This window comes from Rugamonas sp. (genome assembly GCF_025354735.1).
GTDB lineage: Bacteria > Pseudomonadota > Gammaproteobacteria > Burkholderiales > Burkholderiaceae_D > Rugamonas.
Window position 1 is genome coordinate 1 of record NZ_JANXMI010000223.1, and the last position, 22,218, is coordinate 22,218.

At 65.9% G+C, this 22,218-nt stretch carries 22 protein-coding genes; 12 read left to right on the forward strand and 10 right to left on the reverse strand.

What is annotated here, in order from left to right; all coding sequences use genetic code 11:
• The 4 genes from Q0S71_RS17575 to Q0S71_RS17590 form a co-directional block, all read right to left on the reverse strand.
• Window positions 1–617: alkaline phosphatase (locus Q0S71_RS17575; RefSeq protein WP_295998598.1), on the reverse strand; the 617-nt coding region annotated here is incomplete at its 3' end.
• A gap of 22 nt (window positions 618–639) precedes the next feature.
• The gene (locus Q0S71_RS17580) at window positions 640–2,094 is read right to left on the reverse strand and encodes an alkaline phosphatase (RefSeq protein ID WP_295998601.1); all 1,455 of its coding nucleotides are present in this window, start codon (window positions 2,092–2,094) and stop codon (window positions 640–642) included.
• 119 nt (window positions 2,095–2,213) lie between these two features.
• Entirely contained in the window at window positions 2,214–2,921 is a 708-nt protein-coding gene (locus Q0S71_RS17585) for a hypothetical protein (protein ID WP_295998705.1), read from the reverse strand.
• Entirely contained in the window at window positions 2,921–3,955 is a 1,035-nt protein-coding gene (locus tag Q0S71_RS17590) for an NADP-dependent oxidoreductase (RefSeq protein ID WP_295998603.1), read from the reverse strand. Before Q0S71_RS17590 ends, Q0S71_RS17585 begins: the two co-directional genes overlap by 1 nt.
• Window positions 3,956–4,054: 99 nt before the next feature.
• Here Q0S71_RS17590 and Q0S71_RS17595 point away from each other — a divergent pair, with 99 nt between their 5' ends.
• From Q0S71_RS17595 to Q0S71_RS17610, 4 genes are all read left to right on the forward strand, one after another.
• Window positions 4,055–4,972: a LysR family transcriptional regulator gene (locus Q0S71_RS17595; protein WP_295998606.1), complete on the forward strand. Its 918-nt coding sequence runs from the start codon at window positions 4,055–4,057 to the stop codon at window positions 4,970–4,972.
• A 130-nt stretch (window positions 4,973–5,102) separates the two neighbouring features.
• Window positions 5,103–5,972, forward strand: a complete 870-nt coding sequence (locus Q0S71_RS17600) for an MBL fold metallo-hydrolase (RefSeq protein WP_295998706.1) — start codon at window positions 5,103–5,105, stop codon at window positions 5,970–5,972.
• A gap of 75 nt (window positions 5,973–6,047) precedes the next feature.
• A complete protein-coding gene (locus Q0S71_RS17605) occupies window positions 6,048–6,752 on the forward strand; it encodes a DsbA family protein (RefSeq protein ID WP_295998607.1) in 705 nt (234 codons plus the stop codon).
• A 149-nt stretch (window positions 6,753–6,901) separates the two neighbouring features.
• Window positions 6,902–8,356 (forward strand): catalase, encoded by a 1,455-nt coding sequence (locus Q0S71_RS17610; RefSeq protein WP_295998610.1) that lies wholly within the window; start codon window positions 6,902–6,904, stop codon window positions 8,354–8,356.
• Between the two features lie 7 nt (window positions 8,357–8,363).
• Here the strand turns inward: Q0S71_RS17610 and Q0S71_RS17615 are convergent, their stop codons facing one another.
• Entirely contained in the window at window positions 8,364–8,963 is a 600-nt protein-coding gene (locus tag Q0S71_RS17615) for a transglutaminase family protein (RefSeq protein ID WP_295998612.1), read from the reverse strand.
• Between the two features lie 286 nt (window positions 8,964–9,249).
• On the opposite strand from Q0S71_RS17615, the gene Q0S71_RS17620 reads away from it, so the two are divergent.
• Window positions 9,250–9,609 carry a hypothetical protein gene (locus Q0S71_RS17620; RefSeq protein ID WP_295998614.1) on the forward strand — a complete coding sequence of 120 codons (360 nt, stop codon included), beginning with the start codon at window positions 9,250–9,252 and terminating at the stop codon, window positions 9,607–9,609.
• Here Q0S71_RS17620 and Q0S71_RS17625 read toward each other — a convergent pair.
• Both Q0S71_RS17625 and Q0S71_RS17630 read right to left on the reverse strand, forming a co-directional pair.
• Entirely contained in the window at window positions 9,606–13,181 is a 3,576-nt protein-coding gene (locus Q0S71_RS17625; protein WP_295998616.1) for a M1 family aminopeptidase, read from the reverse strand. The two genes, Q0S71_RS17620 and Q0S71_RS17625, sit on opposite strands and share 4 nt — an antisense overlap.
• A 10-nt stretch (window positions 13,182–13,191) precedes the next feature.
• Window positions 13,192–14,082 (reverse strand): ABC transporter ATP-binding protein, encoded by an 891-nt coding sequence (locus Q0S71_RS17630; RefSeq protein WP_295998619.1) that lies wholly within the window; start codon window positions 14,080–14,082, stop codon window positions 13,192–13,194.
• A 248-nt stretch (window positions 14,083–14,330) separates the two neighbouring features.
• Between Q0S71_RS17630 and Q0S71_RS17635 the strand changes: the two genes are divergently transcribed.
• Both Q0S71_RS17635 and coq7 read left to right on the forward strand, forming a co-directional pair.
• Window positions 14,331–14,753 (forward strand): hypothetical protein, encoded by a 423-nt coding sequence (locus tag Q0S71_RS17635; protein ID WP_295998621.1) that lies wholly within the window; start codon window positions 14,331–14,333, stop codon window positions 14,751–14,753.
• Window positions 14,754–14,858: 105 nt separating this feature from the next.
• The gene (gene coq7, locus Q0S71_RS17640; protein ID WP_295998623.1) at window positions 14,859–15,503 is read left to right on the forward strand and encodes a 2-polyprenyl-3-methyl-6-methoxy-1,4-benzoquinone monooxygenase; all 645 of its coding nucleotides are present in this window, start codon (window positions 14,859–14,861) and stop codon (window positions 15,501–15,503) included.
• Window positions 15,504–15,543: 40 nt separating this feature from the next.
• Here coq7 and Q0S71_RS17645 read toward each other — a convergent pair whose 3' ends face one another.
• A complete protein-coding gene (locus Q0S71_RS17645; RefSeq protein ID WP_295998625.1) occupies window positions 15,544–15,966 on the reverse strand; it encodes an OsmC family protein in 423 nt (140 codons plus the stop codon).
• A 224-nt stretch (window positions 15,967–16,190) separates the two neighbouring features.
• Between Q0S71_RS17645 and rplM the strand changes: the two genes are divergently transcribed.
• From rplM to erpA, 5 genes are all read left to right on the forward strand, one after another.
• Window positions 16,191–16,619, forward strand: a complete 429-nt coding sequence (rplM, locus tag Q0S71_RS17650) for a 50S ribosomal protein L13 (protein ID WP_295998628.1) — start codon at window positions 16,191–16,193, stop codon at window positions 16,617–16,619.
• 9 nt (window positions 16,620–16,628) lie between these two features.
• Entirely contained in the window at window positions 16,629–17,021 is a 393-nt protein-coding gene (rpsI, locus tag Q0S71_RS17655; protein ID WP_019924401.1) for a 30S ribosomal protein S9, read from the forward strand.
• Between the two features lie 151 nt (window positions 17,022–17,172).
• Complete coding sequence (gene argC, locus Q0S71_RS17660; RefSeq protein ID WP_295998634.1) at window positions 17,173–18,210, forward strand: N-acetyl-gamma-glutamyl-phosphate reductase; 1,038 nt, start codon at window positions 17,173–17,175, stop codon at window positions 18,208–18,210.
• Window positions 18,211–18,216: 6 nt separating this feature from the next.
• Window positions 18,217–18,954 carry a DUF6776 family protein gene (locus Q0S71_RS17665; RefSeq protein ID WP_295998637.1) on the forward strand — a complete coding sequence of 246 codons (738 nt, stop codon included), beginning with the start codon at window positions 18,217–18,219 and terminating at the stop codon, window positions 18,952–18,954.
• Between the two features lie 68 nt (window positions 18,955–19,022).
• Window positions 19,023–19,385, forward strand: a complete 363-nt coding sequence (gene erpA, locus Q0S71_RS17670; RefSeq protein ID WP_295998640.1) for an iron-sulfur cluster insertion protein ErpA — start codon at window positions 19,023–19,025, stop codon at window positions 19,383–19,385.
• Between the two features lie 106 nt (window positions 19,386–19,491).
• On the opposite strand, the gene Q0S71_RS17675 is transcribed toward erpA, so the two are convergent.
• Together Q0S71_RS17675 and Q0S71_RS17680 are read right to left on the reverse strand one after the other, a co-directional pair.
• Entirely contained in the window at window positions 19,492–20,589 is a 1,098-nt protein-coding gene (locus Q0S71_RS17675) for an anhydro-N-acetylmuramic acid kinase (protein WP_295998642.1), read from the reverse strand.
• Between the two features lie 226 nt (window positions 20,590–20,815).
• Complete coding sequence (locus tag Q0S71_RS17680) at window positions 20,816–22,207, reverse strand: M23 family metallopeptidase (protein WP_295998645.1); 1,392 nt, start codon at window positions 22,205–22,207, stop codon at window positions 20,816–20,818.
• Between the last annotated feature and the right edge of the window lie 11 nt (window positions 22,208–22,218).

The window sequence follows — 22,218 nt, forward strand, 5'->3', positions numbered from 1 at the left end:
CCGCCCATCAGAACGTCGATGCCGTTGCCGTGTGCTGCGTTGTACCCGGCACCACCCGGCACGGCCTGGCGCGAGATGTCGTACTCCGCATCCCGATGGCAGACATGCGAAAAAGTCGCCGCCGGTGTCGCGTGCGTCAGACGCGTGGTGGTGATGGCGCCGGTCGCCTTGCCCTTGGCAATCGCCTGCTCCAGCAGCGTCGGCACCGACGTGCCGTTACCTGTCACCGGACAGTTGTTGACAGCGTTGGAGACGTTGGGCGTGACGCTCTTGTCGGACGATGGGGCCTTGGCAAAGGTCGCGCCGTCCATGGACAGCACTTCGTTGCGCTGTTTCACGCCGGTCATGTAGGCCGCCATCGATGGCGCGCTGTCGGTGGTCTGGGCGTCGTTCGAGTAGGTCTTGATGCGCGCGGTGCGCTCCAGTTTGTCCATCGTCAGGCTGCCGTCTTCGCCGTATTTGTAGATGCGCGAGGCGGTCACCGTGGCCGGACCCATGCCGTCGCCGAGGAAGAAAATGATGTTCTTGGCGTCGGCGGCGTAGGCGGTGTTGGCGGTGTTGGCGAACAGCGCGGCCAGGGCCAGGGCCAGCAGGGGTTGTTTCAGAGTAGGTTTCATCTTGATATCCAGTTCTTAATAATTACAGGCCAACGGCGTTCTTGACCAGGGTGAAGACCTTGGTGTTGTCGATGGTGCCGAGGAAGGTGTCGGAACCCTTGCCGATGGCGCCGAGGAAGACGTCGGTGCCGCCGTGGGTCTCATTGCCGGCCGAGACGCGGATCACGGCTTCCTGGTGGTAGGTGTTGGCGCCGGTGGTCGTTTCGTCCAGGCTGACCATGGTCGAGCGGCTGGCCTGGGTGCGGTTTTCGCCGTTGCCGAAGCCGATGATCGAGTACGGCGCGCCGTCCAGGTCGAGGGTGTTCTTGCCGCTGACATAGTCCTTCACCAGACCGAGCACGCCGGGGTTGCCGGCGGCCGTCTTGCCGGTGCGCTTGGCGTAGCCGTTCAGCACCAGGGTGTGGTCATGGTCGGCGGTGACGACGATCAGGGTGTTTTTCAGGTCCGGATCGGTCAGCTTGGCCTTGGCGATGGCGGCCTTGATGGCGCCGTCGAAGGCGACGGTGTCTTGCAGCGCTTTCTTGGCGGTGGTTTCATGCAGGGCGTGGTCGATGCGGCCGCCTTCGACCATCAGGAAGTAGCCCGTCTTGTTTTTCGCCAGCACGTCCATGGCCTTGGTGGTCATGTCGGCCAGGCTGGGTTCCTTGGCCGGATCGCGGTCCAGGTCGTAGCTCATGTGGCTGGAGGTGAACAGGCCGAACAGGCGCTCGGTCTTGCTGGCGTCGACGGCGTTGAACTCGCTGGCGTTGCCGGCCACGGTGTAGTTCTTGGCCTTCATTTCGGCGATCAGGTCGCGTCCGTCGGCGCGTTTGCCGCCGTCTTTCGGCAGGGTGAAGAATTGCTTGCCGCCGCCCAGGACGACGTCCAGGCCGGTATCGCCCAGCGCGCCGTTGTAGCCGGCGCCGCCCGGCACCATGGCCGCGGCGATGTCGTTTTCCAGGTCGCGGTGGCAGATGTGCGAGTAGGTCGCCGCCGGTGTCGCGTGGGTGATGCGGGTGGTCGTGACGACGCCGGCCGACAGGCCCTTGGCCTTGGCCAGTTCCAGCAGGGTGGTGGCCGGGGTGCCGTTCTTGGCGCCGCAGTTGTTGCCCAGGCTGTTGCCGTTGCCGTCCTTGATCGGATCGATGGCCTTGGTGTCGGTCGACATCGACAGCACTTCATTGTTCATTTTGACGCCGGTCATGTAGGCCGACATCGACGGCGCGCTGTCGGTCACTTGCGAGTCGTTCGAGAAGGTTTTCACGAAGGCCGTTTCCGGCAGCGTGTCCATGGTCAGTTCGCCGTCTTCGCCGACGGCGTAGATGCGCGCCGCCGTCATGGTGGTCATGCCCATGCCGTCGCCGAGGAAGAAGATGACGTTCTTCGGCGATTCGATGAGGCTGGAATCGGTGTCTTTCTTTGCATCGCTACCGCAGGCGGCGAGCATCATGGTGATTGCGACGCTGAGTCCAGCGACGGTGAGGTGTCTGCGTGTCATGTTGTCCATCCGGCTTGGTGTGAAAAGCTGAGAATGTAACAACGCTTTATGACATGTTGATGACCTCACAATAATATTGCCGTGACAAGTCGTCTCTTGCCGACGGGCACCAAGTGGTATCAGCGCAGATCGTCGCCGGAAAAATACACGGTGCCGCGCACGCGGGCCGGCGCACCGCGCGCGCGCAGGGCGGCCGCCAGCGTCGGCCCGTCCGGCTGGCGCAGCGCCTGTTTCGCCACGCTGACGGGGCCGCCCGGCGCGTCCGCCGTGGTGCTGAAGGCGACGATGTGGTCGAAGTCCGGCCGGCTGTCGATGTCCTTGAGCAGGAAGCGTTGGCGGCCGGCGCCGATCTGACTGTAGGTGGCCGTGGCGCTGGCGCGGCGCGCCGGATCGAGGCGCCGGTACAGCAGCACCCGCTCGACCAGGACGGCGGCGCCGGCGTATTCGGTCTTGCCGCCCTGCTCGAAGTGGCCCCGCACCAAGTCGGCCTTGAAGCGCCGCAAGGGCGCGCCGGCGCCGGGCGCCAGGCGCGCCAGTTCGAACGCTTCCGGCGCGATGGTCCACAGCGCCGTCCGGCCGTCCAGGCGGCGGCGCAGGACGGCGTCGAGCGCCGCGTCGGCCAGGCGCACTTGCAGCACCACCTGGTGGTCGTGCGGCGCGTGGAACATCGGCAGGTGGGCGGCGTACAAGCCCTCCATGCCGCCGAACAGGACCATGCCGTGCTCGCCCCAGCTGGCCGGCGCGCCGGCCGCCGGGGCCGCCGCCAGCGTCAGCGTCAGCGTCAGCCACAGCGGCAGGGCCAGCAGCATGCGCCGCCGCAGGGTCATCACGCTTGCACCAGCAGCTTGCCGCGGTGCTCGCCGGTGAACAGGGAATTGAGCGCGTGCGGCAATTGCTCGAAGCCCTCGATGACGGTTTCCTCGAAAATAATCCGGCCGTCGCGCACCCAGGGCGCGACGATGCGCCGCATCTCGTCCATGCGGTGCAGGTAGTCGCGCGCCAGCACACCCTGGATGGTGGCGCGCTGGTAGAGCAGGTGGTGCAGCAGGCGCGGCCCCAGCTCGGGCGTTTCCAGGCCGCCGCTGTACTGGCTGATCTGGCCGCAGATGACGATGCGGGCGCGCCGGTTGATGAGGGGGATCACGGCGTCCGTCACCATGCCGCCGACGTTGTCGAAATACACGTCGACGCCGCCCGTCAGGGCCAGTATCGCGGCGCCCAGCGAGGCCGCGTCGGGGTGCGCCTTGTAGTCGATGGCCCAGTCGGCGCCCAGGGTGTCGCGCAGCCAGGCGCATTTGGCGGCGCCGCCGGCGATGCCCAGCACGCGGGCGCCGTGGCGTTTGGCGAATTGCAGCACCAGCGAACCGACCGCGCCGGCCGCGCCGGAGACGACGACGACCTCGCCGGCGTGCGGCCGGCCCGCTTCCGTCAGGCCGAACCAGGCGGTGCGGCCGGGCATGCCGAGCACGCCCAGCGCCGCCGTCAGCGGCGCCTGTTGCGGGTCGAGGCGGGTGAGGGCGTCGGCGCGCAGCCGGGCGTGGCTTTGCCAGCCGCTGTAGGCGCTGACCCAGTCGCCCGCCGCGTAGCCGGGCGCGCGCGAGGCCAGCACCCGGGCCACCACGGCGCCGGCCTGCACCGTGTCGAGCGGGTGCGGCGCGCTGTCGTAGGTGGGCTTGCTGGACTGGCCGATGCGCATGTAGGGATCGACGCTGAACCAGCGCGCCTCGATCAGCACCTCGCCCTCGTCCAGCGTGGTGTCGAGCGGGCGGCGCAGCAGCTCGTAGTGCTCGGCGCCGATCTGGCCCAGCGGTTGCTTGCGGTAGATCCATTGGCTGTGCGTCAGGCTGGCCGGGCTTGTCATCGATGTGCTCGCTGTGTGGGGGATTGGGCTTGATGGTAAGCTGCATCTTGTATCCCGTACAGCAACTTACATTCACCTTTCGTATCCCCGCAGGACATCATGAATCTGAGCGATCTGCGCATCTTCGTCAGCGCCGCGCAACGGCCCTCGCTGGGCGCGGCCGCGCTGGAGCTGCACCTGACGCCGTCGGCGGTGTCGAAGGCGCTGCGCCGCCTCGAGGAGAGCCTGGGCAAGCCCCTGTTCGACCGTTCGGCCAAGCAACTCCTCCTCAACGACAGCGGCCAGTTGCTGCTGGCGCGCGCGCAGACCTTGCTGGCGCTGGCCGGCCAGGCCAGGCTCGACGTCATGGGCGAGCGCGCCGCCGTCGATTGCCGCCTGGGCGGGCCGGCCGTCCTCTTGTGGCGGCACGGCCGGATGGCGGCGGCGGCCCTGCGCGCCTATCCGCAGGGCAGCCTGCGCATGCAGGCGATGTTCGAGGACGCGGCGCTGGCGGCGCTGGCGCGCGGCGACATCAACGCCGCCCTGGTCACCCAGGAGGCGATCGACGGGCGCGGCGAGCACTGGTCGGCCGACTGGGAGGTGACGCCGCTGGGCAGCGTCACCCTGCAACTGATGGCGGGGCGCGGCCACCCGCTGGCGGCGCGCGCGGCGCCGCTGACGGCCAGCAGCGCCGAGGTGCTGGCGCACGACTTCGCCTGTCCCTCGCGTTCCCTGTTCTGCGGCGTGCAGCGGGGCGCCCGCTCCGATGGCTGGCGCGACGAGCAGTTGCCGCGCAAGATACGCTACTGGTGCGACGACCTGCAGTTGCTGCTCAGTTTGGTGAAGGCGGGCGAGGCGCTGGCCTACCTGCCCGATTTCGCCCTGGACGACGGCGGGCTGCTGCGCATCCACGTCAGCGATTGCGCCTTCGAGTGCCGCGAGCAAGTGGCGCTGGTGTGGAACCGCGCCCAGGCCAGCGACTGGCAACGCCGCCTGGCGCTGGCGCTGGCGCTGGCCGGCGCCGCGGCCGCGGCCTGAAAGCGCAGGCGCCCGGCCGGAACTCAATTCGTCCGATTTGAGCAATTAATAATTGCGTTTTACCCGGTATTTCATCCGGATTAAGCAACGTAAGATGCGTGCATACCAACCACATCGCAAGGTCAACATCATGTTCAAGCCATCCATCCTGTCCGCCGCCCTGGTCGCCACCTCCGTCTTCGGCATGGGCGCCGCCTCGGCCGCCGCGCCCCTGAAGCTGGAAGTGTTCAATCCGGGCGAGGCGGCGATCTTCCCGGTCGCCTCGGTGCTGGTGACGGGCAAGACCGACGCGGTGTTGATCGACGCGCAATTCTCGCGCGGCGAGGCCTTGAAGCTGGTGGAACGGATCCGCGCCAGCGGCAAGAAACTGACCACCGTCTACATCAGCCACGGCGACCCGGATTTCTACTTTGGCCTGGACGTCGTCAAGGCGGCCTTCCCGGACGCGAAGATCGTCGCCACGCCGCAGACCATCGCCGCGATCGAGAAAAAAGCCCAGGCCAAGGTGGCCTTCTGGGGCCCGATCCTGAAGCAGAACGCGCCGCACGGCATCGTCGTGCCGCAGCCGCTGCAGGGCAATGAGATCAAGCTGGAAGGCCAGTCGCTGAAAATTGCCGGCCCGACGCCCGAGCGCAGCTATGTGTGGATTCCTTCGATCAAGGCCGTGGTCGGCGGCGTGGTGCTGTTCGGCGACCTGCATGTCTGGACCGCCGACACGCAAACGGCGCAGTCGCGCCAGGATTGGCTGACGACGCTGGCCGGCATCGAGGCCCTGAAGCCCGTCACCGTGGTGCCCGGCCACTTCAAGGTCGGCGCCAGCATGACGCCGCAGAGCATCGCCTTCACGCACGACTACCTGGTCAGTTTCGCGCTGGCGACGGCCAAGGCGGCCAACTCGGCCGAACTGATCGCCAGCATGAAGCAGCAATACCCCTCGGCCGGCCTGGACGCCGCGCTGGGCACCAGCGCCAAGGTCGCCAAGGGCGAAATGCAGTGGTAAGAGCCTGAACCGGCTTTCCCCTTAACCGAACAGCAGGGCCACGCGCCGCACGGCCGTGGCCCGCCAGGACACGCTATGACACAAGCAATCTTGCATTACATTTTCGATCCCCTGTGCGGCTGGTGCTACGGCGCCGCGCCGCTGCTTGAGGCTGCCCGCGGCCTGGCCGGCATCGACGTGGTGTTCCACGGCGGCGGCATGATGACCGGCAGCAACCGCCGGCAGATCACGCCGCAGTGGCGCAACTATGTCCTGCCGCACGACCGCCGCATCGCCGAAATGACCGGCCAGCCCTTCGGCGACGCCTATCTGAATGGCTTGCTCAAGGACGGCTCGGCGCTGATGGATTCCGAGCCGCCGATCACGGCCACGCTGGCGGCCGAGGCTTTGGGCGGACGCGGCCTGGACATGCTGCACCGCCTGCAGACGGCGCATTACGTCGACGGCCTGCGCATCGCCGACGCGGCCGTGCTGCGCGCGCTGGCCCAGGAGATCGGCCTGGACGGCGCCGCCTTCGAGGCCGCCTACGCGGAACAGAGCGGCGCGGCCACGCAGCGCCACATCGAGGCCAGCCGCGCCTTGTTGAACCGCGTCGGCGGCCAGGGTTTCCCCACCTTCGCGCTGGACGATGGCACGGGCAAGCTGACGGTGCTGGATTTGGGCGCCTATCTGGGCCGGCCGCGGGAATGGCTGGCGCGCCTGGCGCAGGTGGCGGCGCCGGCGCCGGGCGCCGCCGAAGTCCTGGCCTGCGGTCCCGACAGCTGCGCGCTGCCGGACTGAGCGAGGCGGGCCGCTTCTCTTGCCTGAGGCGCGGCCCCGTCGGGTATATTGTAAAAAACTATCAATTCAATATAATCAATTGTCTTTCTAATTATTCCTCATGTGTTTAGAATCGTTGCATTCAGTTCAATACGACGAAGGAGCAAGCCATGAGCCAAAAGACGCCACTCAGCACCGCATCGGGCATCCCCATTGCCGATAACCAGAATTCCGTCACCGCCGGCGCGCGCGGCCCCGTGCTGTTGCAAGATTTCCACATGATCGAGAAATTGCAGCATTTCAACCGCGAACGCATTCCCGAGCGCGTCGTCCACGCCAAGGGTTCGGGCGCCTACGGCACCTTCACCGTCACGCACGATGTCAGCGCCTACACCAAGGCCAAGCTGTTCGGCGCCGTGGGCAAGCAGACGCCGACTTTCGCGCGCTTCTCCACCGTCGGCGGCGAGCGCGGCAGCGCCGACACGGCGCGCGATCCGCGCGGCTTCGCGCTGCGCTTCTACACCGAGGAAGGCAATTGGGATTTGGTCGGCAACAACACGCCGGTCTTCTTCATCAAGGACGCCATCAACTTCCCCGACTTCATCCACACCCAGAAGCGCGACCCGCAGAGCAACCTGAAGTCGCCGAACCGGATGTTCGATTTCTGGAGCAAGGCGCCGGAAAGCCTGCACCAGGTGACGATCCTGTTTTCCGACCGCGGCACACCGGACGGTTACCGCCACATGGACGGCTTCGGCAGCCACACCTTCAGCATGATCAATGAAAAAGGCGAGCGCCACTACGTCAAATGGCATTTCAAGACGCAGCAGGGCATCCAGAACCTGAGCGCCGCCGAAGCCGAGCGCCTGTCCGGCGTCGACCCCGACTATAGCCAGCGCGATTTGTTCGGCGCCATCGCCAAGGGCGATTTCCCGCGCTGGGACGTGCAGCTGCAAGTGGCCACGGAGGCCGAACTGGCCGCCTGGGAAGTGCGCACCGGCTGGAATCCCTTCGACGTCACCAAGGTCTGGCCGCACGCCGACTTTCCCGTGATGCCGGTCGGCGTGTTCGAACTGAACCGCAATCCCGAGAACTACCACGCCGAAGTCGAGCAGGCCGCCTTCTCGCCCGCCAACGTGGTGCCGGGCCTGGGCTATTCGCCGGACAAGATGCTGCAGGGCCGTTTGTTCGGCTACCACGACGCGCAGTTGTACCGGGTTGGCACCAACCACCAGCATTTGCCGGTGAACGCGGCGCGCTGTCCCTACCACAACCACCAGCGCGACGGCGCCATGGCCATCGAAAACGGCGGCTCGGCGCGCAACTATGCGACCTTGGAGGCGGCCGGCAGCCATCCTGTCGGACTGGGCAACGGCGAACCGGCGCTGGCGCTGGACGGCGCGGCGGCCCGCCATGACGGACGCGGCGCGGAGGACGATTTCAGCCAGGCCGGCAATCTGTTCCGCATCCTGACGGCGCAGGCCAAGCAGAACCTGTTCGACAACCTGGCCGCGCCGTTGAGCGAAGTCGACGACGAGATCCTGCAACGCCAGTTGGGGCATTTCGACCGGGCCGACCCGGCCTACGGCGCCGGCGTGCGCGCGGCCCTGAAGGCGCGCGCCTAAGCGCTGCTTACTCCGGCGGCGCCGCGTCCAGCGGTGCCAGCCGGTAGCGCGCCATCGTGCCCAGCGTCCGCATGCCTTCGAGCACCGAGGGCCACGGCTGCGCCCAGACCTCGGGATGGATGCATTCGCCCTCGTGGCGCACCGGGTAGGCCAGGTTTTCCACCCCCGGCGTGAACTGGCAGTCCATGCCGGGCTTGCTGTTGCCGCGCGGATCGCAGCGATACCAGCCGCCTTCCTCCAGCCAGACGGCGACAAAACCGTGCGTGCAATGCGGCCCGGTCGGGCGGCCGCCCTGCGTCAGGCGCTGGTAGCAGAAGCCGGCCGCGACGCCGTTGGCGCGCAGCAGGGCGACCAGCAGATGGCTCTTCGCCAGGCACAGGCCGGTGCCCGCGGCCAGCGTGTCCGCGGCGGAGCAGGGCAGTTCCTCGCGCTTGAAATCCACGCTGTGCTCGATGCGGTCGCGCACCCAGTCAAAGCAGCGTTGCGCGCTGGCCCGCGGCGTCGCGCCGGCCAGGCCGCGCGCCAGTTCCGCCACGTCCGTCTGGCGAAAGTCGATCGCCTCGCTGGCGGCGAGGAAAGGGCCCAGGTCCGGTTGGCTGATGTTCATTGCGTCTCCTTGTGGTGGGATGGCAATTATGGCGTAAATGACCGCCTTTCCAAATAAATAAGCGGGCCTGCCGCGCGGCGTCCGCAGGCGCGCAGTTTTGCGCCGGCGCAATTCGGCGCCGCGCTATTATATGTTGCCCTGTATACATAAAGCGCGACCTTGCGTAGACTTCCCAGCATGACCGCTATTGCAATGTTCCGTGCCGGATGAACGGGCTGCGCCGCGGATTGACACAGCATGCTGGCCGCCGCGCTGCGCGGCGCCAGACGATACGAGGCAGACTGAGATGAACAAGGTGTCTTTGACCGTGTACGGCGACGACCGTACGCTCCAGACGATCCGCGAGGCCCTGCCCACGGAACCGGCCAGCGACTGGAGCAAGGGCGACGCGCGCGGCAACGGGCGCGTCCAGCTCGATTCCGGCTTCGTCGTCGACATCGCCGCGCACGACACGGGCGCCGAGTTGCTCGAGGCGATACGCGCCTATCTGGACGAATGCGCCTCGCGCGGCATCTCCTTCGCCGAACCGCGCATCGTCGCCGAACTGCGCATCGCCTTCGGCGCCGGCGCGGCCATCGACCTGCCGCTGGAGGACTTGAAGATGCTGGCCGAAATGGGCGTCTGCCTGAGCCTGACGGCGCCCTAAGGCGTCAGTTCGACGCCGACCATATTGTCTTCCGGCTTGCGGTCGATCAGCTTGTTGTCCGGATCGATGCCCGCCTTGGCCGGCTTGCCGCTGACGATCAGCGTGAAGCTGCTTTCCTTGGCGTCGATCAGCTTGCGCTCGCGCAGCAGGCTGTTGCCGTCCTTGTCGTCGACGCCGATGTCGATCCAATCCTTCAGCGCCACCTCGCTCTCCTCGCCCAGTGCGCCGGCGCGCACCTTGTTGGCGCGCACCGTCAGGGTCAGCGCGTACTTGCCGTCGGCCCGTTTGCGCGCCGTCGCCGTCAGCGCGTGGTTTTCGTACAGCACGATGGCCTCGAACAAGTCCTCGATCAGATACGCCTGCGGCGGCGGCGTCACCGCGCGCAGGGCGTCCAGCAGCGCCGTCACGCTCGGATACGGCGGGCCGCCGTAGCCGTGGCGCGCCAGCAGGGAGCGCAGCGCGGCGTTGATCTTGTCCTCGCCGACGATGTCCTGCAACTGATACAGCGCCAGACTGCCCTTGTTGTAGTGGATGTAGGGCTGGTTTTCATTCTCGGCCAGCGGCAATTCCTTCTTGTTCTCCTGGCTGCGGCCGGACAGATACTGGTTCAGGTCGTATTGCAGGAAGCGCCGCATCTTGTACGGGCCGACGCTCTTCTTCATCACCATCAGGGCCGAATACTCGGCCAGCGTCTCGCTGAGCACGCTGGCGCCGCGCGTGTCGCCGGCCACCAGTTGATGGCCCCACCACTGGTGCGCCACCTCGTGCGCCGTCACGTAGAAGGGGTAGTCGATGTCCTTCGGGTTGCGTTCGTCGACCTTGGCGATGAAACCCAGGCCCTCGGAAAAGGCGATGGTGCCGGGGAAGGATTGCGCGTACGTGGCGTAGCGGGGGAACTCGACGATGCGCAGCATCTTGTGCTGGTAGGGGCCGAAGTGGCGGCTGTAGTATTCCAGCGCCTCCTTGGCGCCGCGCGTGATGCGCTCGAGGTTGTACTCGTGGCCGGGGTGGTAGTAGAGGTCGATCGCCACGTCCTGCCAGCGCTCGTGGCGCACCGCGTAGCGGGCCGACTGGAAGGCGTACAAATTGAGCATGGGCTGGTCCATCTTGTAATGGAAGTAGTGGCGCCCCTCGGCGATCCACTCGTTCTCCAGCGTGCCCGGGGCGATGGCGATCTGGTCCGGGCTGGTGCTGACGGTGGCCTCGAAGCTGATCCGGTCGGCGTCGGCGCCGACGACGCTGTTGGCCAGGCCGCGCGCATCGTCGCGCGGCAACTCCCTTTCCTGCGCCGGCAAGCCGTGTTTCTTGCGGTCGCGCGGGTCGCGCAGTTCGAGCTGGCGCTGGTAGCCGATGTGCGGCAGCAGGCTGTTGTCGAAGAAGCTGCCGTTGCCGACCACGGGCGTGTCCTGGCCCAGGCCGAGCACGCCCTGCGGGGCGAATTCGAGGTCGAACTCGAGCGCCACCTCGGCGCCCGGCGCCAGCGGCGTGCGCAGCTTGAAGCTGTACAGGCCCAGCGCCTTGTCGCTCAGGCCCGTGTGCACCGGGGTGCCGAAGCGCAGCGCGCGGATGGCCGCGCCGCTGTCCTGGTGGACGATGATGTCGGTGACCGGCGCGGCGCCCTTGTTGACGAGCAGGTAGCGGCCCTTCACCTGCAGCGTGCGCTGGGCCGGCAACATGTCGACGTCGAGCCGCACTTCGCTGATGCGCGGCTGCGCCAGCGCGGCCAGTGGCTTGTACTTGCGCTCGTAGGCGGCCCGCTCGGCGTCCTTCTGGTAGACGGTCTTGACGTCGTTGGCGATGTGCAGATTGTAGTACAGCAGGCCGCCGACGCCGGCGAACAGGGCCAGGCCGCAGCCCAGCGCGCTCAGCACCGGCACGCTCAGGGCCTGGCGCGCCAGTTGCAGGCGGTTGCGCCAGCCGTGGTTGGCGCCGCGCGGCCACAGCACCAGGGCCAGCGTCGTCAGCAGCAGCGCCGCGCCGCTCCAGTACAGGAGGAACCAGCGCTCGCGCAGCAGGAAGTGGCCGTCGCCGTTCATGGCCGAATAGATGTAGCCGGGCGTGCTGCCGTAGAGCAGCATCGGGTCGCCCAGGCCCAGCGTCGGGAAGGACAGCGTCGCCAGGTAGTACAGGATCATGGCGAAGTAGGCCAGGTACTTGTGGTTGATGATGGCCTGCAGGGCGACCGCCAGCACGGCCAGCAGGGCGTAGGCGGGCAGTTGCAGCAGGAACAGCTGTTGCAGGTAGAGGCCGGTCTCGAACAGGAAATAGCCCTTGGAAATCTGGATCGACATGCCGCACAACATCACGACGAGCAGCAGCAGGGCCTGCACGGCGATCAGGGCGAACAGTTTCGACAGCAGCGGCAGCCAGCTGGGGATGGGCAGGGCGTCGAGCATCTGGGCGACGCGGTGGTCGCGCTCGCGCCAGACCAGTTCGCCGGCGTAGAAGGTGGTGACGATCAGCATGAACAGGGCGAAGGTGCCGCCGACCACCTCGAGCACCTTTTCCGTCACCGGATAGGTGTTGGTGCCGTAGATCGAACCGAGGTCGATGGCGCTGGCGTACATGGTCAGCACGCCGGCCAGGACGATGACGATGAAATAGATGTTCTTCACCGTCTCGCGCAGGTTCAGCCAGCTCAGGCGCAGCAGCAGCCAGCCCAGCCGGCGCCGCGCGAAGTCGGGCGCCTCCTGGCTGCGGCTGGCCGTGGCCGTCAGGCGCAGCGGCGCCTCGCCGCCGGCGCGCGGACGCTCGCCGGTGTCGAGCGCGGCGCTGAACTGCAGGCGCCAGTAGCCCAGCAGCAGCACGGCGAGGGCGAAGGAGGACCAGATCAGGCGGTTCAGCAGGTACACGCCCTCGGGCAGCACGAGGCGCAGATTGCGTTCGGCCGTGGGCCAGTATTCGGTCAGGCGTATCACCGCCGTGGTGCCGAAGGGATTGATCAGCGCGGCCAGGGTCTTGTAGTCGAGGTCGCGCGCCAGCGAGGACGCCACCAGGTAGCCGATCATCATCACGACGCTGCTGATGTAGACCGGCAGCATGCGCCGCGTCAGCGCGGCCAGGATGAAGAAGATGGCGCCGAAGATGAACAGGTTCGGCAGCAGCGTGAAGACATAGGGGATCAGGTAGGCGGCCAGGCGCTGCGGGCCAAGGCGGTCGGCCTCGACGCCGGGGATGAAGCAACCCAGCCAGGTGCCCAGCACGATGCTGGAGAACACCACCGCCAGCGCCAGGTAGGCGCCGAGGAAGCGGCCGAAGACGTACTGGTGCTTCCTGATCGGCGCGCTGAAGAAGAAGTGCTGCATCTCGTATTCGAAATCCTCCTGCACCGAGCGGCCCATCATGGCGGCCACGACGACGACGCCGAAGCAGCCGAGGAAGCTGCAGGTCAGGGCGATGCTGCGCGGCGCGTTGATCATGGCGCGGCCGCCGAAGCTGACCGAGACTTCCCGGAAGACGCCGCCGGCGGCCGCCATCCACAGCATGGCCAGCGCCAGGAAGACCAGGAAGTACACCCAGCTCGACAGGCGGCCCAGGCGCTGGCGCGCCTCGAACATGGCGATCGCTAGCATGCGCGCCACCTCAGAGTTCGGCCGCGGCGCGGTGGCGCCCGGCGATGGTGGCGAAGTAGACGTCCTCGAGCTCGCCGATGGCCTCCTCGAAGCCCTCGCCGGGGTCGCTGTCGCTGTAGACGTGGATCAGGGTGCGCCCGGACAGCAGGCGCGAGGAGATGACGGCGTGGCGCTGCTGGAAGCTGGCCAGGTCCTTCTTGTCGACGAAGCGGGCCCAGATCTTGTCGCGCACGGCGTCGATCAGGCTCTGCGTCGGGCCGCTCAGCAGCACGTGGCCCTTGTTGATGATGGCCATGTTGGCGCACAGGTCGGCGACGTCGCTGACGATGTGGGTCGACAGCAGCACGGTCTTGTCGTCGCCGATGTCGGAGAGCAGATTGTGGAAGCGCACGCGCTCCTCCGGGTCGAGGCCGGCGGTGGGTTCGTCGACGATGATCAGCTGCGGATCGCCCAGCAGCGCCTGGGCGATGCCGAAGCGCTGCCGCATGCCGCCGGAAAAGCCGCCCAGGCGCTGGTGGCGCACGTCGAACAGATTGGTCTGCTGCAGCAGGCCGTCGACGACCTCGCGGCGCCGCGTCCGGTTCGACAAGCCCTTCAGCACGGCGAAATGGTCCAGCAGCTCGTAGGCCGTCACCTTCGGATACAGGCCGAAGTCCTGCGGCAGGTAGCCGAGCAGGCGGCGGATCTCGTCCTTGTCGTCGAGGACGTCGAGTTCGCCGAAGAACACCGAACCGGAATCGCACTCCTGCAGGGTGGCCAGGGTGCGCATCAGCGTCGACTTGCCGGCGCCGTTCGGACCCAGCAGGCCGAACATCCCGCTGGGGATGTTCAGACTCACCTTATCGAGCGCAACGACCCCATTGCTGTAGGTCTTAGACAGGTTGCGGATCTGTAATTGCATGCCAATTCCTCTTGTGCGTGCCGGCGACGACGCCGGCGTTGGCCTCCATTATGCTGGCATTGTATTGAATTGCGGACAGCCCGGGCGTCGCCTTGCGATATTCCGCGCTTTCCGCCGCCCAGAGTGCGCTATGGCGGCCCTGGAGCGGCGGCCGATTTTGCGCCGGCGGCGCAATCGGGCACAATGCGGGAAACCTCCTGCGCTTCGGGTGGCGCGCCGCGCCGCGCGCGCCGGAGCGGGGAGCGGCGATGGACGAAGCGATACAGCAAAAAGTGACGGCCGTGGCGCGCGCCGGCATGACCAGCAGCGAGGCGGTGGGTTTTTTCCGCGTCTGCCTGGGCCTGTTCTACCTGGCCGGCCTGATGACCAAGGAAACGCTGGACTTCAAGCGCCTCGACGGCCAGTACAACCGCTTCATCTACCAGTCGCTGGGGGGCGGGCACAGCATCACCAGCGTGCTGCAATTCATGAGCGGTGAAAAAGTGCTGCGCGTGCTCGAGTCGGAGCGCTTCCTGAAGGCCTACGCCGAGCATTGTCCGGAAATGCCGGTCGAGGGCATCCCCTTCCTGCTCTCGCTGAATCTGGGCGTGGCGAAGGACATTTCCGGCATCGACGCGCTGGGCCCGGTGGCCGACTGGATCGCGCGGCAAAAGGCGGCGCTCGAAGGCTGATGGCTACTTGGGCACCCTGTGGGTGCCCGGCGGCGGCGCGCCCGGAAAGCGGGCGCGGCCGGCGATGCGCCTATAATCATGCTTTCCCACCAATCGACACATGCCATGGCAGCGAAGCCCTACCACCATCCCCTGGATCGTTTGATTATCGGCGTCGACAAGGCGCTGCGCGTGATCGCCGGCGTGGCGTCGGCGTCGCGGCCGACGCCGGCCCAGCATGCGCCGGACGCCGCGCTGGACCAGGCCGAACAGCGCCACAGCGCCGGCCTGATGCGCGTCAACCACGTCGGCGAAGTGTGCGCCCAGGCGCTGTACAACTCGCAAGCCCGCTACGCCGGCAGCGACGCCATGCGCGCCCAGTTCGCCCAGGCCGGCATCGAAGAGGAGGACCACCTGGCGTGGACGGCGCAGCGCCTGGCCGAGCTGGGTTCGCGGCCCAGCCTGCTCAATCCGCTCTGGTACGCCGGCGCCTACGCGCTCGGCAGCGTCGCCGCCCGGCTGGGCGACGCGCGCAGCCTCGGCTTCGTCGTCGAAACCGAGCGCCAGGTCGAACTGCACCTGGCCAGCCATCTGGACAAGCTGCCGGCGCAGGACGCCAAGTCGCGCGCCATCGTCGAACAGATGCGCCTGGATGAAATCGAGCACGGCGCCGCCGCGCTCGCCCTGGGGGCCAGGGCCGCGCCGGCGCCGGTGCAGGCGCTGATGGCGGCGATGGGCAAAGTGATGACCCGCACCGCCTACTACATCTGAGGCGCCGCGCCGTCCGGCAAGCGGTGGCGTGGCGTGTTTCCTAGACCTCGACGATCTCGAAGGAATGCGTGATCGTCGCCGTCTTCGCCAGCATGATGGACGCCGAGCAATATTTGTCGTGCGACAGGGCGACGGCGCGTTCGACGCTGCCCGGCTTCAGGTTCTTGCCGCTGACGGTGAAGTGGAAATGGATGGTCGTAAACACCTTCGGTTCCGTCTCGGCCCGTTCCGCCTTCAGCGTCACCTCGCAGCCGCGCACATCCTCGCGCCCGCGCTTGAGGATCAGCACCACGTCATAGGCGGTGCAGCCGCCGGTGCCGAGCAAGACCATCTCCATCGGCCGCGGCGCCAGATTGTGGCCGCCGCCGTCGGGCGCGCCGTCCATCGTCACCAGGTGGCCGGAACCGGTCTCCGCCAAAAAACTCATGCCCGAGGGGCCGTTCCAGCTAACTTTGCATTCCATAGTCTTCTCCGATAAATTAAGCGCCCCATATTGTAAGGGAGGACGGCGCGGGCCGTTCGCCGGCCCCGTGGCCGGAGCCCGCTTTGCCGCTTGACGCGGAATGCCGGATCCGTTTATACTTGTCGGCTTTCCGTTCGCTCAGGAAAAGTAGATAAGGCAGAGTCCGCAAGAAGTCGAAGTTGGCGGAACCACCATTTGAGCGTGTAATCTTTTAGGAAGTCAACATGAAAACATTTTCCGCTAAAGGACATGAAGTCCAGCGCGATTGGTTCGTGATTGACGCGACGGACAAAGTCCTCGGACGTGTTGCCAGCGAAGTGGCACTCCGACTGCGCGGCAAACACAAACCGGAATTTACTCCTCACGTCGATACCGGCGACTTCATCGTCGTCGTCAACGCAGGCAAACTGCGCGTGACCGGTACCAAAGCTACCGAAAAAACGTACTACCGTCACTCGGGTTACCCAGGCGGCATCTACGAAACCAACTTCCAGAAAATGCAACAGCGTTTTCCAGGCCGCGCACTCGAGAAAGCTGTCAAGGGCATGCTGCCTAAAGGCCCACTCGGCTACGCCATGATCAAGAAGCTGAAAGTGTACGCGGAAGAAACCCATCCGCACGCAGCTCAGCAACCTAAAGCACTCGTTCTCTAAGGAACTGACATGATCGGTAACTACAATTACGGCACCGGCCGTCGCAAGAGTGCGGTAGCTCGCGTGTTCATCAAAGTTGGCACTGGCCAAATCATCGTTAACGGCAAGCCAGCGGCTGAGTACTTCTCCCGCGAAACCGGCCTGATGGTGATTCGTCAACCACTAGAACTGACCGGCAATGTCGAGCGTTTCGACATCAAGGTCAACGTCCACGGCGGCGGCGAGTCCGGCCAAGCTGGCGCAGTTCGCCACGGCATCACCCGCGCCCTGATCGACTACGACGCAGCGCTGAAACCGGATCTGGCCAAGGCCGGCTTCGTTACCCGCGATGCACGTGAAGTCGAGCGTAAAAAAGTCGGTCTGCGCAAAGCACGTCGCGCAAAGCAATTCTCGAAGCGTTAATTTTTACGCTGCAGCGTGCGCTCAGTCGCATGCTGGACAAAGCCGCCGGCCCTGTGCCTGGCGGCTTTTTGCATTTCAGTCGCGCGCGGCAATGCGGCGGCGCTGTTAAAATATGCTCCGTTTCTCTACATTTACTGGCTAAGGAAAGAACATGATTAAAGTTGGCATCGTCGGCGGCACCGGTTACACCGGCGTGGAGTTGCTGCGTTTATTGGCAGTCCATCCCGATGTGCAACTGACGGCGATCACCTCGCGCAAGGAAGATGGCTTGCCCGTCGCCGACATGTTCCCTTCGCTGCGCGGTCGCGTCGACATCGCCTTCTCGGCGCCGGAAAAGGCCGACCTGAGCCAGTGCGACGTGGTCTTCTTCGCCACCCCGCACGGCGTCGCGATGGCGCAGGCGCCGGCGTTGCTGGCGGCCGGCGTCAAGGTGATCGACCTGGCGGCCGACTTCCGCCTGAAGGACCGCGCCACCTTTGAAAAATGGTACAAGATCGAGCACACCGCGCCGCAGCTGCTGGAGCAGGCCGTCTACGGCTTGGCCGAGCTGAACCGCGACGCCATCAAGGGCGCCTCGCTGGTCGCCAATCCGGGCTGCTATCCGACCACCATGCAGCTGGGCTACTATCCGCTGCTGAAAGCCGGTCTGATCGACGCCGGCGCGCTGATCGCCGACTGCAAGTCCGGCGTCTCCGGCGCCGGCCGCAAGGCTGAAATCGGCACCCTGTTCTCGGAAGCGAGCGACAACTTCAAGGCTTACGGCGTGTCCGGCCACCGCCACACGCCGGAAACGGCGGCCCAGCTGCAAACCTTCACCGATCAAAAAGTCGGCCTGGTCTTCACGCCCCACCTGGTGCCGATGATACGTGGCATGCACGCGACGCTGTACGGCCGCCTGACCCGCGACGTGACGAACGAAGAGCTGCAAGCCCTGTTCGAGGCGCAATATAAGGACGCGACCTTCGTCGACGTCATGCCCTTCGGCTCGCACCCGGAAACCCGCTCCACGCGCGGCTCCAATATGTTGCGCCTGGCGCTGCACCGTCCCGACGACGGCGACACCGTCATCGTGCTGGTGGTGCAGGACAACTTGGTCAAGGGCGCGTCCGGCCAGGCCGTCCAGTGCATGAATTTGATGTTCGGCCTGGAAGAAACCACCGGCCTGATGCAAATCGCGCTGCTGCCCTGATGTTACGTGGCTGAGCGCAAACAGCCCGCCGGCCAAGTCCGGCAGCAGCGGCCGCTCGCCTTGCGGCTGCTGGGCGTGCTCGTCACGCTCGCGCTGCTCGGTTTGCTGCTGGTGTGGGGCATCGATCTGGGCCGGCGCCTGCTGGGCGCCAGCCATGGCGAATTGAGCGTCGAGCAGCAATTGGCGGCGGCGCAAGCCGAACTGACCAGGCTGACGCTGGAGCGCGATCAACTGCTGGCCGCCGCCGATGGCAAATCGGGCGCCGACCAGCATGTGGAGAGCCGGATCAAGTCCCAGCAGCTTGAAAATAGCCAGTTGATGGCTGACCTGGCCCTGCTCGACACCCTGATCCCGGCCGAAAAGCCGAACACGCCGCTGGCGATCCGGGGCGCGCAGGCGGATCTGCTGACGCCGACGCAGCTGCACTACGCGATCGTGTTGGCGCGCGGCGCCAACAAGGCCAAGCCGCAATTTTCCGGCCGGCTGCAACTGGAGCTGATGGTGGAAAAGGATGGCAAGAATAGCTTGCTGGAATTACCCCGGCAGGCGGACGATGCGGCCTTCCAGCTCATCGTGCAGCAGACGCTACGCCGCGGCGGCGAAATTGAATTGCCGCCGGGTGCGACGGCAAAGGTGTTGCAGGTGCGCGTGCTGGAGCAGGGCAAGGTGGTGGCGCAAACGTCCGTCAACGTCACAGCCAAGGCCACGGATGCCACCCCGCGCTCGCCGCCCGCCCGCATTTAGCGGTATGCGGAGCATGACTTGCGACTAAGGTCTATAATGAGCCAACCGTTTTCTCGTAGGAGTCTGAAATGAATGCTGTAATCGAATCGCTCGATGTCATCCCGTCGCCCATCATCTTCACCGACAGTGCCGCCGACAAGGTCGCCCAGTTGATCGAAGAAGAGGGTAATCCTGACCTGAAGCTGCGCGTGTTCGTGCAGGGTGGTGGCTGTTCCGGCTTCCAGTACGGCTTCACGTTCGACGAAATCGTCAATGAAGACGACACCACCATGGTCAAGAACGGCGTCCAGCTGTTGATCGATTCGATGAGCTACCAGTATCTGGTCGGCGCGGAAATCGACTACAAGGACGACCTCGAAGGCGCCCAGTTCGTCATCAAGAACCCGACCGCCACGTCGACTTGCGGCTGCGGTTCTTCGTTCTCGGCGTAAATTCAGTGTGACGCCGCGCTCCCGGGCGCGGACCACGCACAAAGGGCGGCGGACAACCACGGTTGGCCGCCGCCCTTGTTTATAGCGCGGCGGCGCCGACAAGAATTCAACGCGAATACAGCGCGCCCAGCACGCGCGGTCCGGTCGCGCCCGTCACTGCCGGCAAATTCCCCGCCAGCCTTTCCATGTAGCGGTAGCCCAGCCACGCGAACGCCAGCGCCTCGACCCGGTTCGGCGCCACGCCCAGGGCGCTGGTCGATTCCACCTTGACCTTGCCGCCCAGCGCGACCGTCAACTCGCGCAGCAGCGTGCCGTTGTAGGCGCCGCCGCCACAGATGTAGACGGCGCCCGCGCGCGGCGCGCAGCCGTGGATGGCGTCGGCCAGCGTCAGCGCCGTCAATTTCGTCAGCGTGAACTGGATGTCGGCCGGATCGTCGTGGACGTGGGGCGCCAGCTTGCTGTCCAGCCACTGTTCATGGAACAAGTCGCGGCCCGTGCTCTTGGGCGCCGGCAAGGCGAAATACGGCTCCGTCAGCAGCGCGTTGAGCAGCGCCGGGATTTCCCTGCCGCCGGCGGCCCAGGCGCCGTCCTCGTCGTATTCCTTGCCCTGGTGGCGGCCTATCCACGCATCCATCAGCACGTTGCCGGGGCCGGTGTCGAAACCGATGACGCCGCCTTCTCCGTCGAGCACGCTGATATTGGCGATACCGCCGATATTGGCCACCACCCGCGGCTGTCCCGCCTGGCCGAACAGGGCCTGGTGGAAGGCCGGCACCAGCGGCGCGCCCTGGCCGCCGGCGGCGATGTCGCGGCTGCGGAAGTCGGCGATCACGTCGATACCGCACAGCTCGGCGAGCAGCGCCGGGTTGTTGGTCTGGCGCGTGAAGCCCAGTTCGGGACGGTGGCGTATGGTCTGGCCGTGCACGGCGACGGCGCGGATCTGGTCGGCGCTGTGGCCGGACTCGGCCAGCAGCGCGGCCACGCACTGCGCGTACACCGCGGCCAGCCCGTTGGCGGCCAGCGCCTCGCGCTCGATCTCGTTGGGGCCGGCGGCCTGCAAGGCCATCAGCTCGGCGCGCAGCGCGGCCGGGAAGGGGATATAGGCCGCCGCCGCCGTCGTGATCGCGCCGCCGTCAAAGTCGGCCAGCGCGCCGTCGACGCCGTCCAGGCTGGTGCCCGACATCAAACCGATATAGAAAGCCATGCGCCCACCCCGTTCGTGAAAATGGTATTTTGCCTGAGCGGCGGCGGCGGCGCGAGGACAATTGAGCGCCAGCGGGTGTTCCATCACATAACATTGCCGCTATGAGTGTTATCGCACGGAAGTTGGCGATCGTAAAATGCATCATGGAATTACTTGCTGCGGACATAAAAAAACAGACCTGCGAGGAGGTCTGTTTTGCACTGCCGCTGCGCCACCGGGGCCGCGATTATTTTGAGGAAAGCGATGCGACGCGTATCGGTGCCGAGCCAACAGGGCGCAGCAGCGCGAAGCGGTGCGTCATATCGTCGGCGTAGCTGCGGAAGCGCGTCAGTTCGGCGGCCGTCAGCGGCGCCTGGGCCGTCACGTTCAAGGTCTTGGGGTCCTTGGCCTGGCCGGCGACGCGGAATTCGTAGTGCAGGTGGGCGCCGGTCGACCAGCCCGTCATGCCGACATAGCCGATGACGTCGCCCTGGCTCACTTTCGTGCCTTTTTTGATGCCGGTGCCGAAGCGGCTCATGTGCGCGTAGGCGGTCGAATAATTGGACCAGTGATTGAGCACGACCAGGTTGCCGTAGCCGTTTTGCGTGCCGACGAAATCGACGACGCCATCGCCGGCGGCGCGGATCGGCGTGCCGACCGGGGCCGGGAAGTCGGTGCCTTTGTGCTGCTGCCATTTGCCGGAAACCGGATCGACGCGCATCGAAAACACCGATGAAATCCGCGAAAATTCGATAGGGGATTTGAGGAAGGCTTTTTTGAGCGACTTGCCGTCGAAGCTGTAATAGCCGCCGCCCTGCTTGCTGCTCGGGTCTTCAAACCAGACCGACTGATACGTCGTGCCGCGGTTGGTGAATTCGCCGGCCAGGATGCGTCCGGCACGGACGAATTCGCCGTCCTGGTAAAAGGTTTCATAGACCACGTTGAAATGGTCGCCATGCTTGAGGTCGGAGCGGAAATCGATATTGGTCGAAAACATTTCAACCAGTTGCTTGACGATGGAGTCGGGCAGCTTGGCGCCGTCCTCGCTCGAGTCGGTCGCCGCGAACAGCGTGGAATTGATGTCGCGCGCATGCATTTCGACCCGGCGTTCGAGCTGGGCCGCGCCGTCGGTGGCGACGAAACCGTCCCCCTTGCGCGTGATCGAAATATTTCGTACCGGGATGTCCTTGCCGTCCACCACGGTGGCGTGCAGCCACTCGAGGTTGCCGTCGTCGTCGGTCTGCGCCTGCACGCGGTTACCGTTCTTCAACTGCATCACGCCCTTGGCCAGCTTATCCTTCTTGATGAAGTGCTCGGCCGCCGCGTCGTCGATGCCCAGGCGCGTCAACAGCGCGGCGAGCGTATCACCGCCACGGATCTTTTCTTCGCGTACATAGTGGGCGCCGGTCTGCTGCTGTTCCAGCGCGGCGATCTGGGTCGACAAGTTCGGCAGCGCGATCTCTTCCGATACGGATTTCACCGGCAAATCGGCAGCGTCGGGCGCGAGCGGCGCCACGCCGGCGGCGCCAAAAGCGCAAACGGCGAGTAACAGTGCGGACGCGCTGACGATGCGCGCCTTGCGGGTGGAACCTAGCAGACTGAACAAGCGGGAGCTCGTGAATTTATTTGTAGGGTTCATGCAATCAGTTA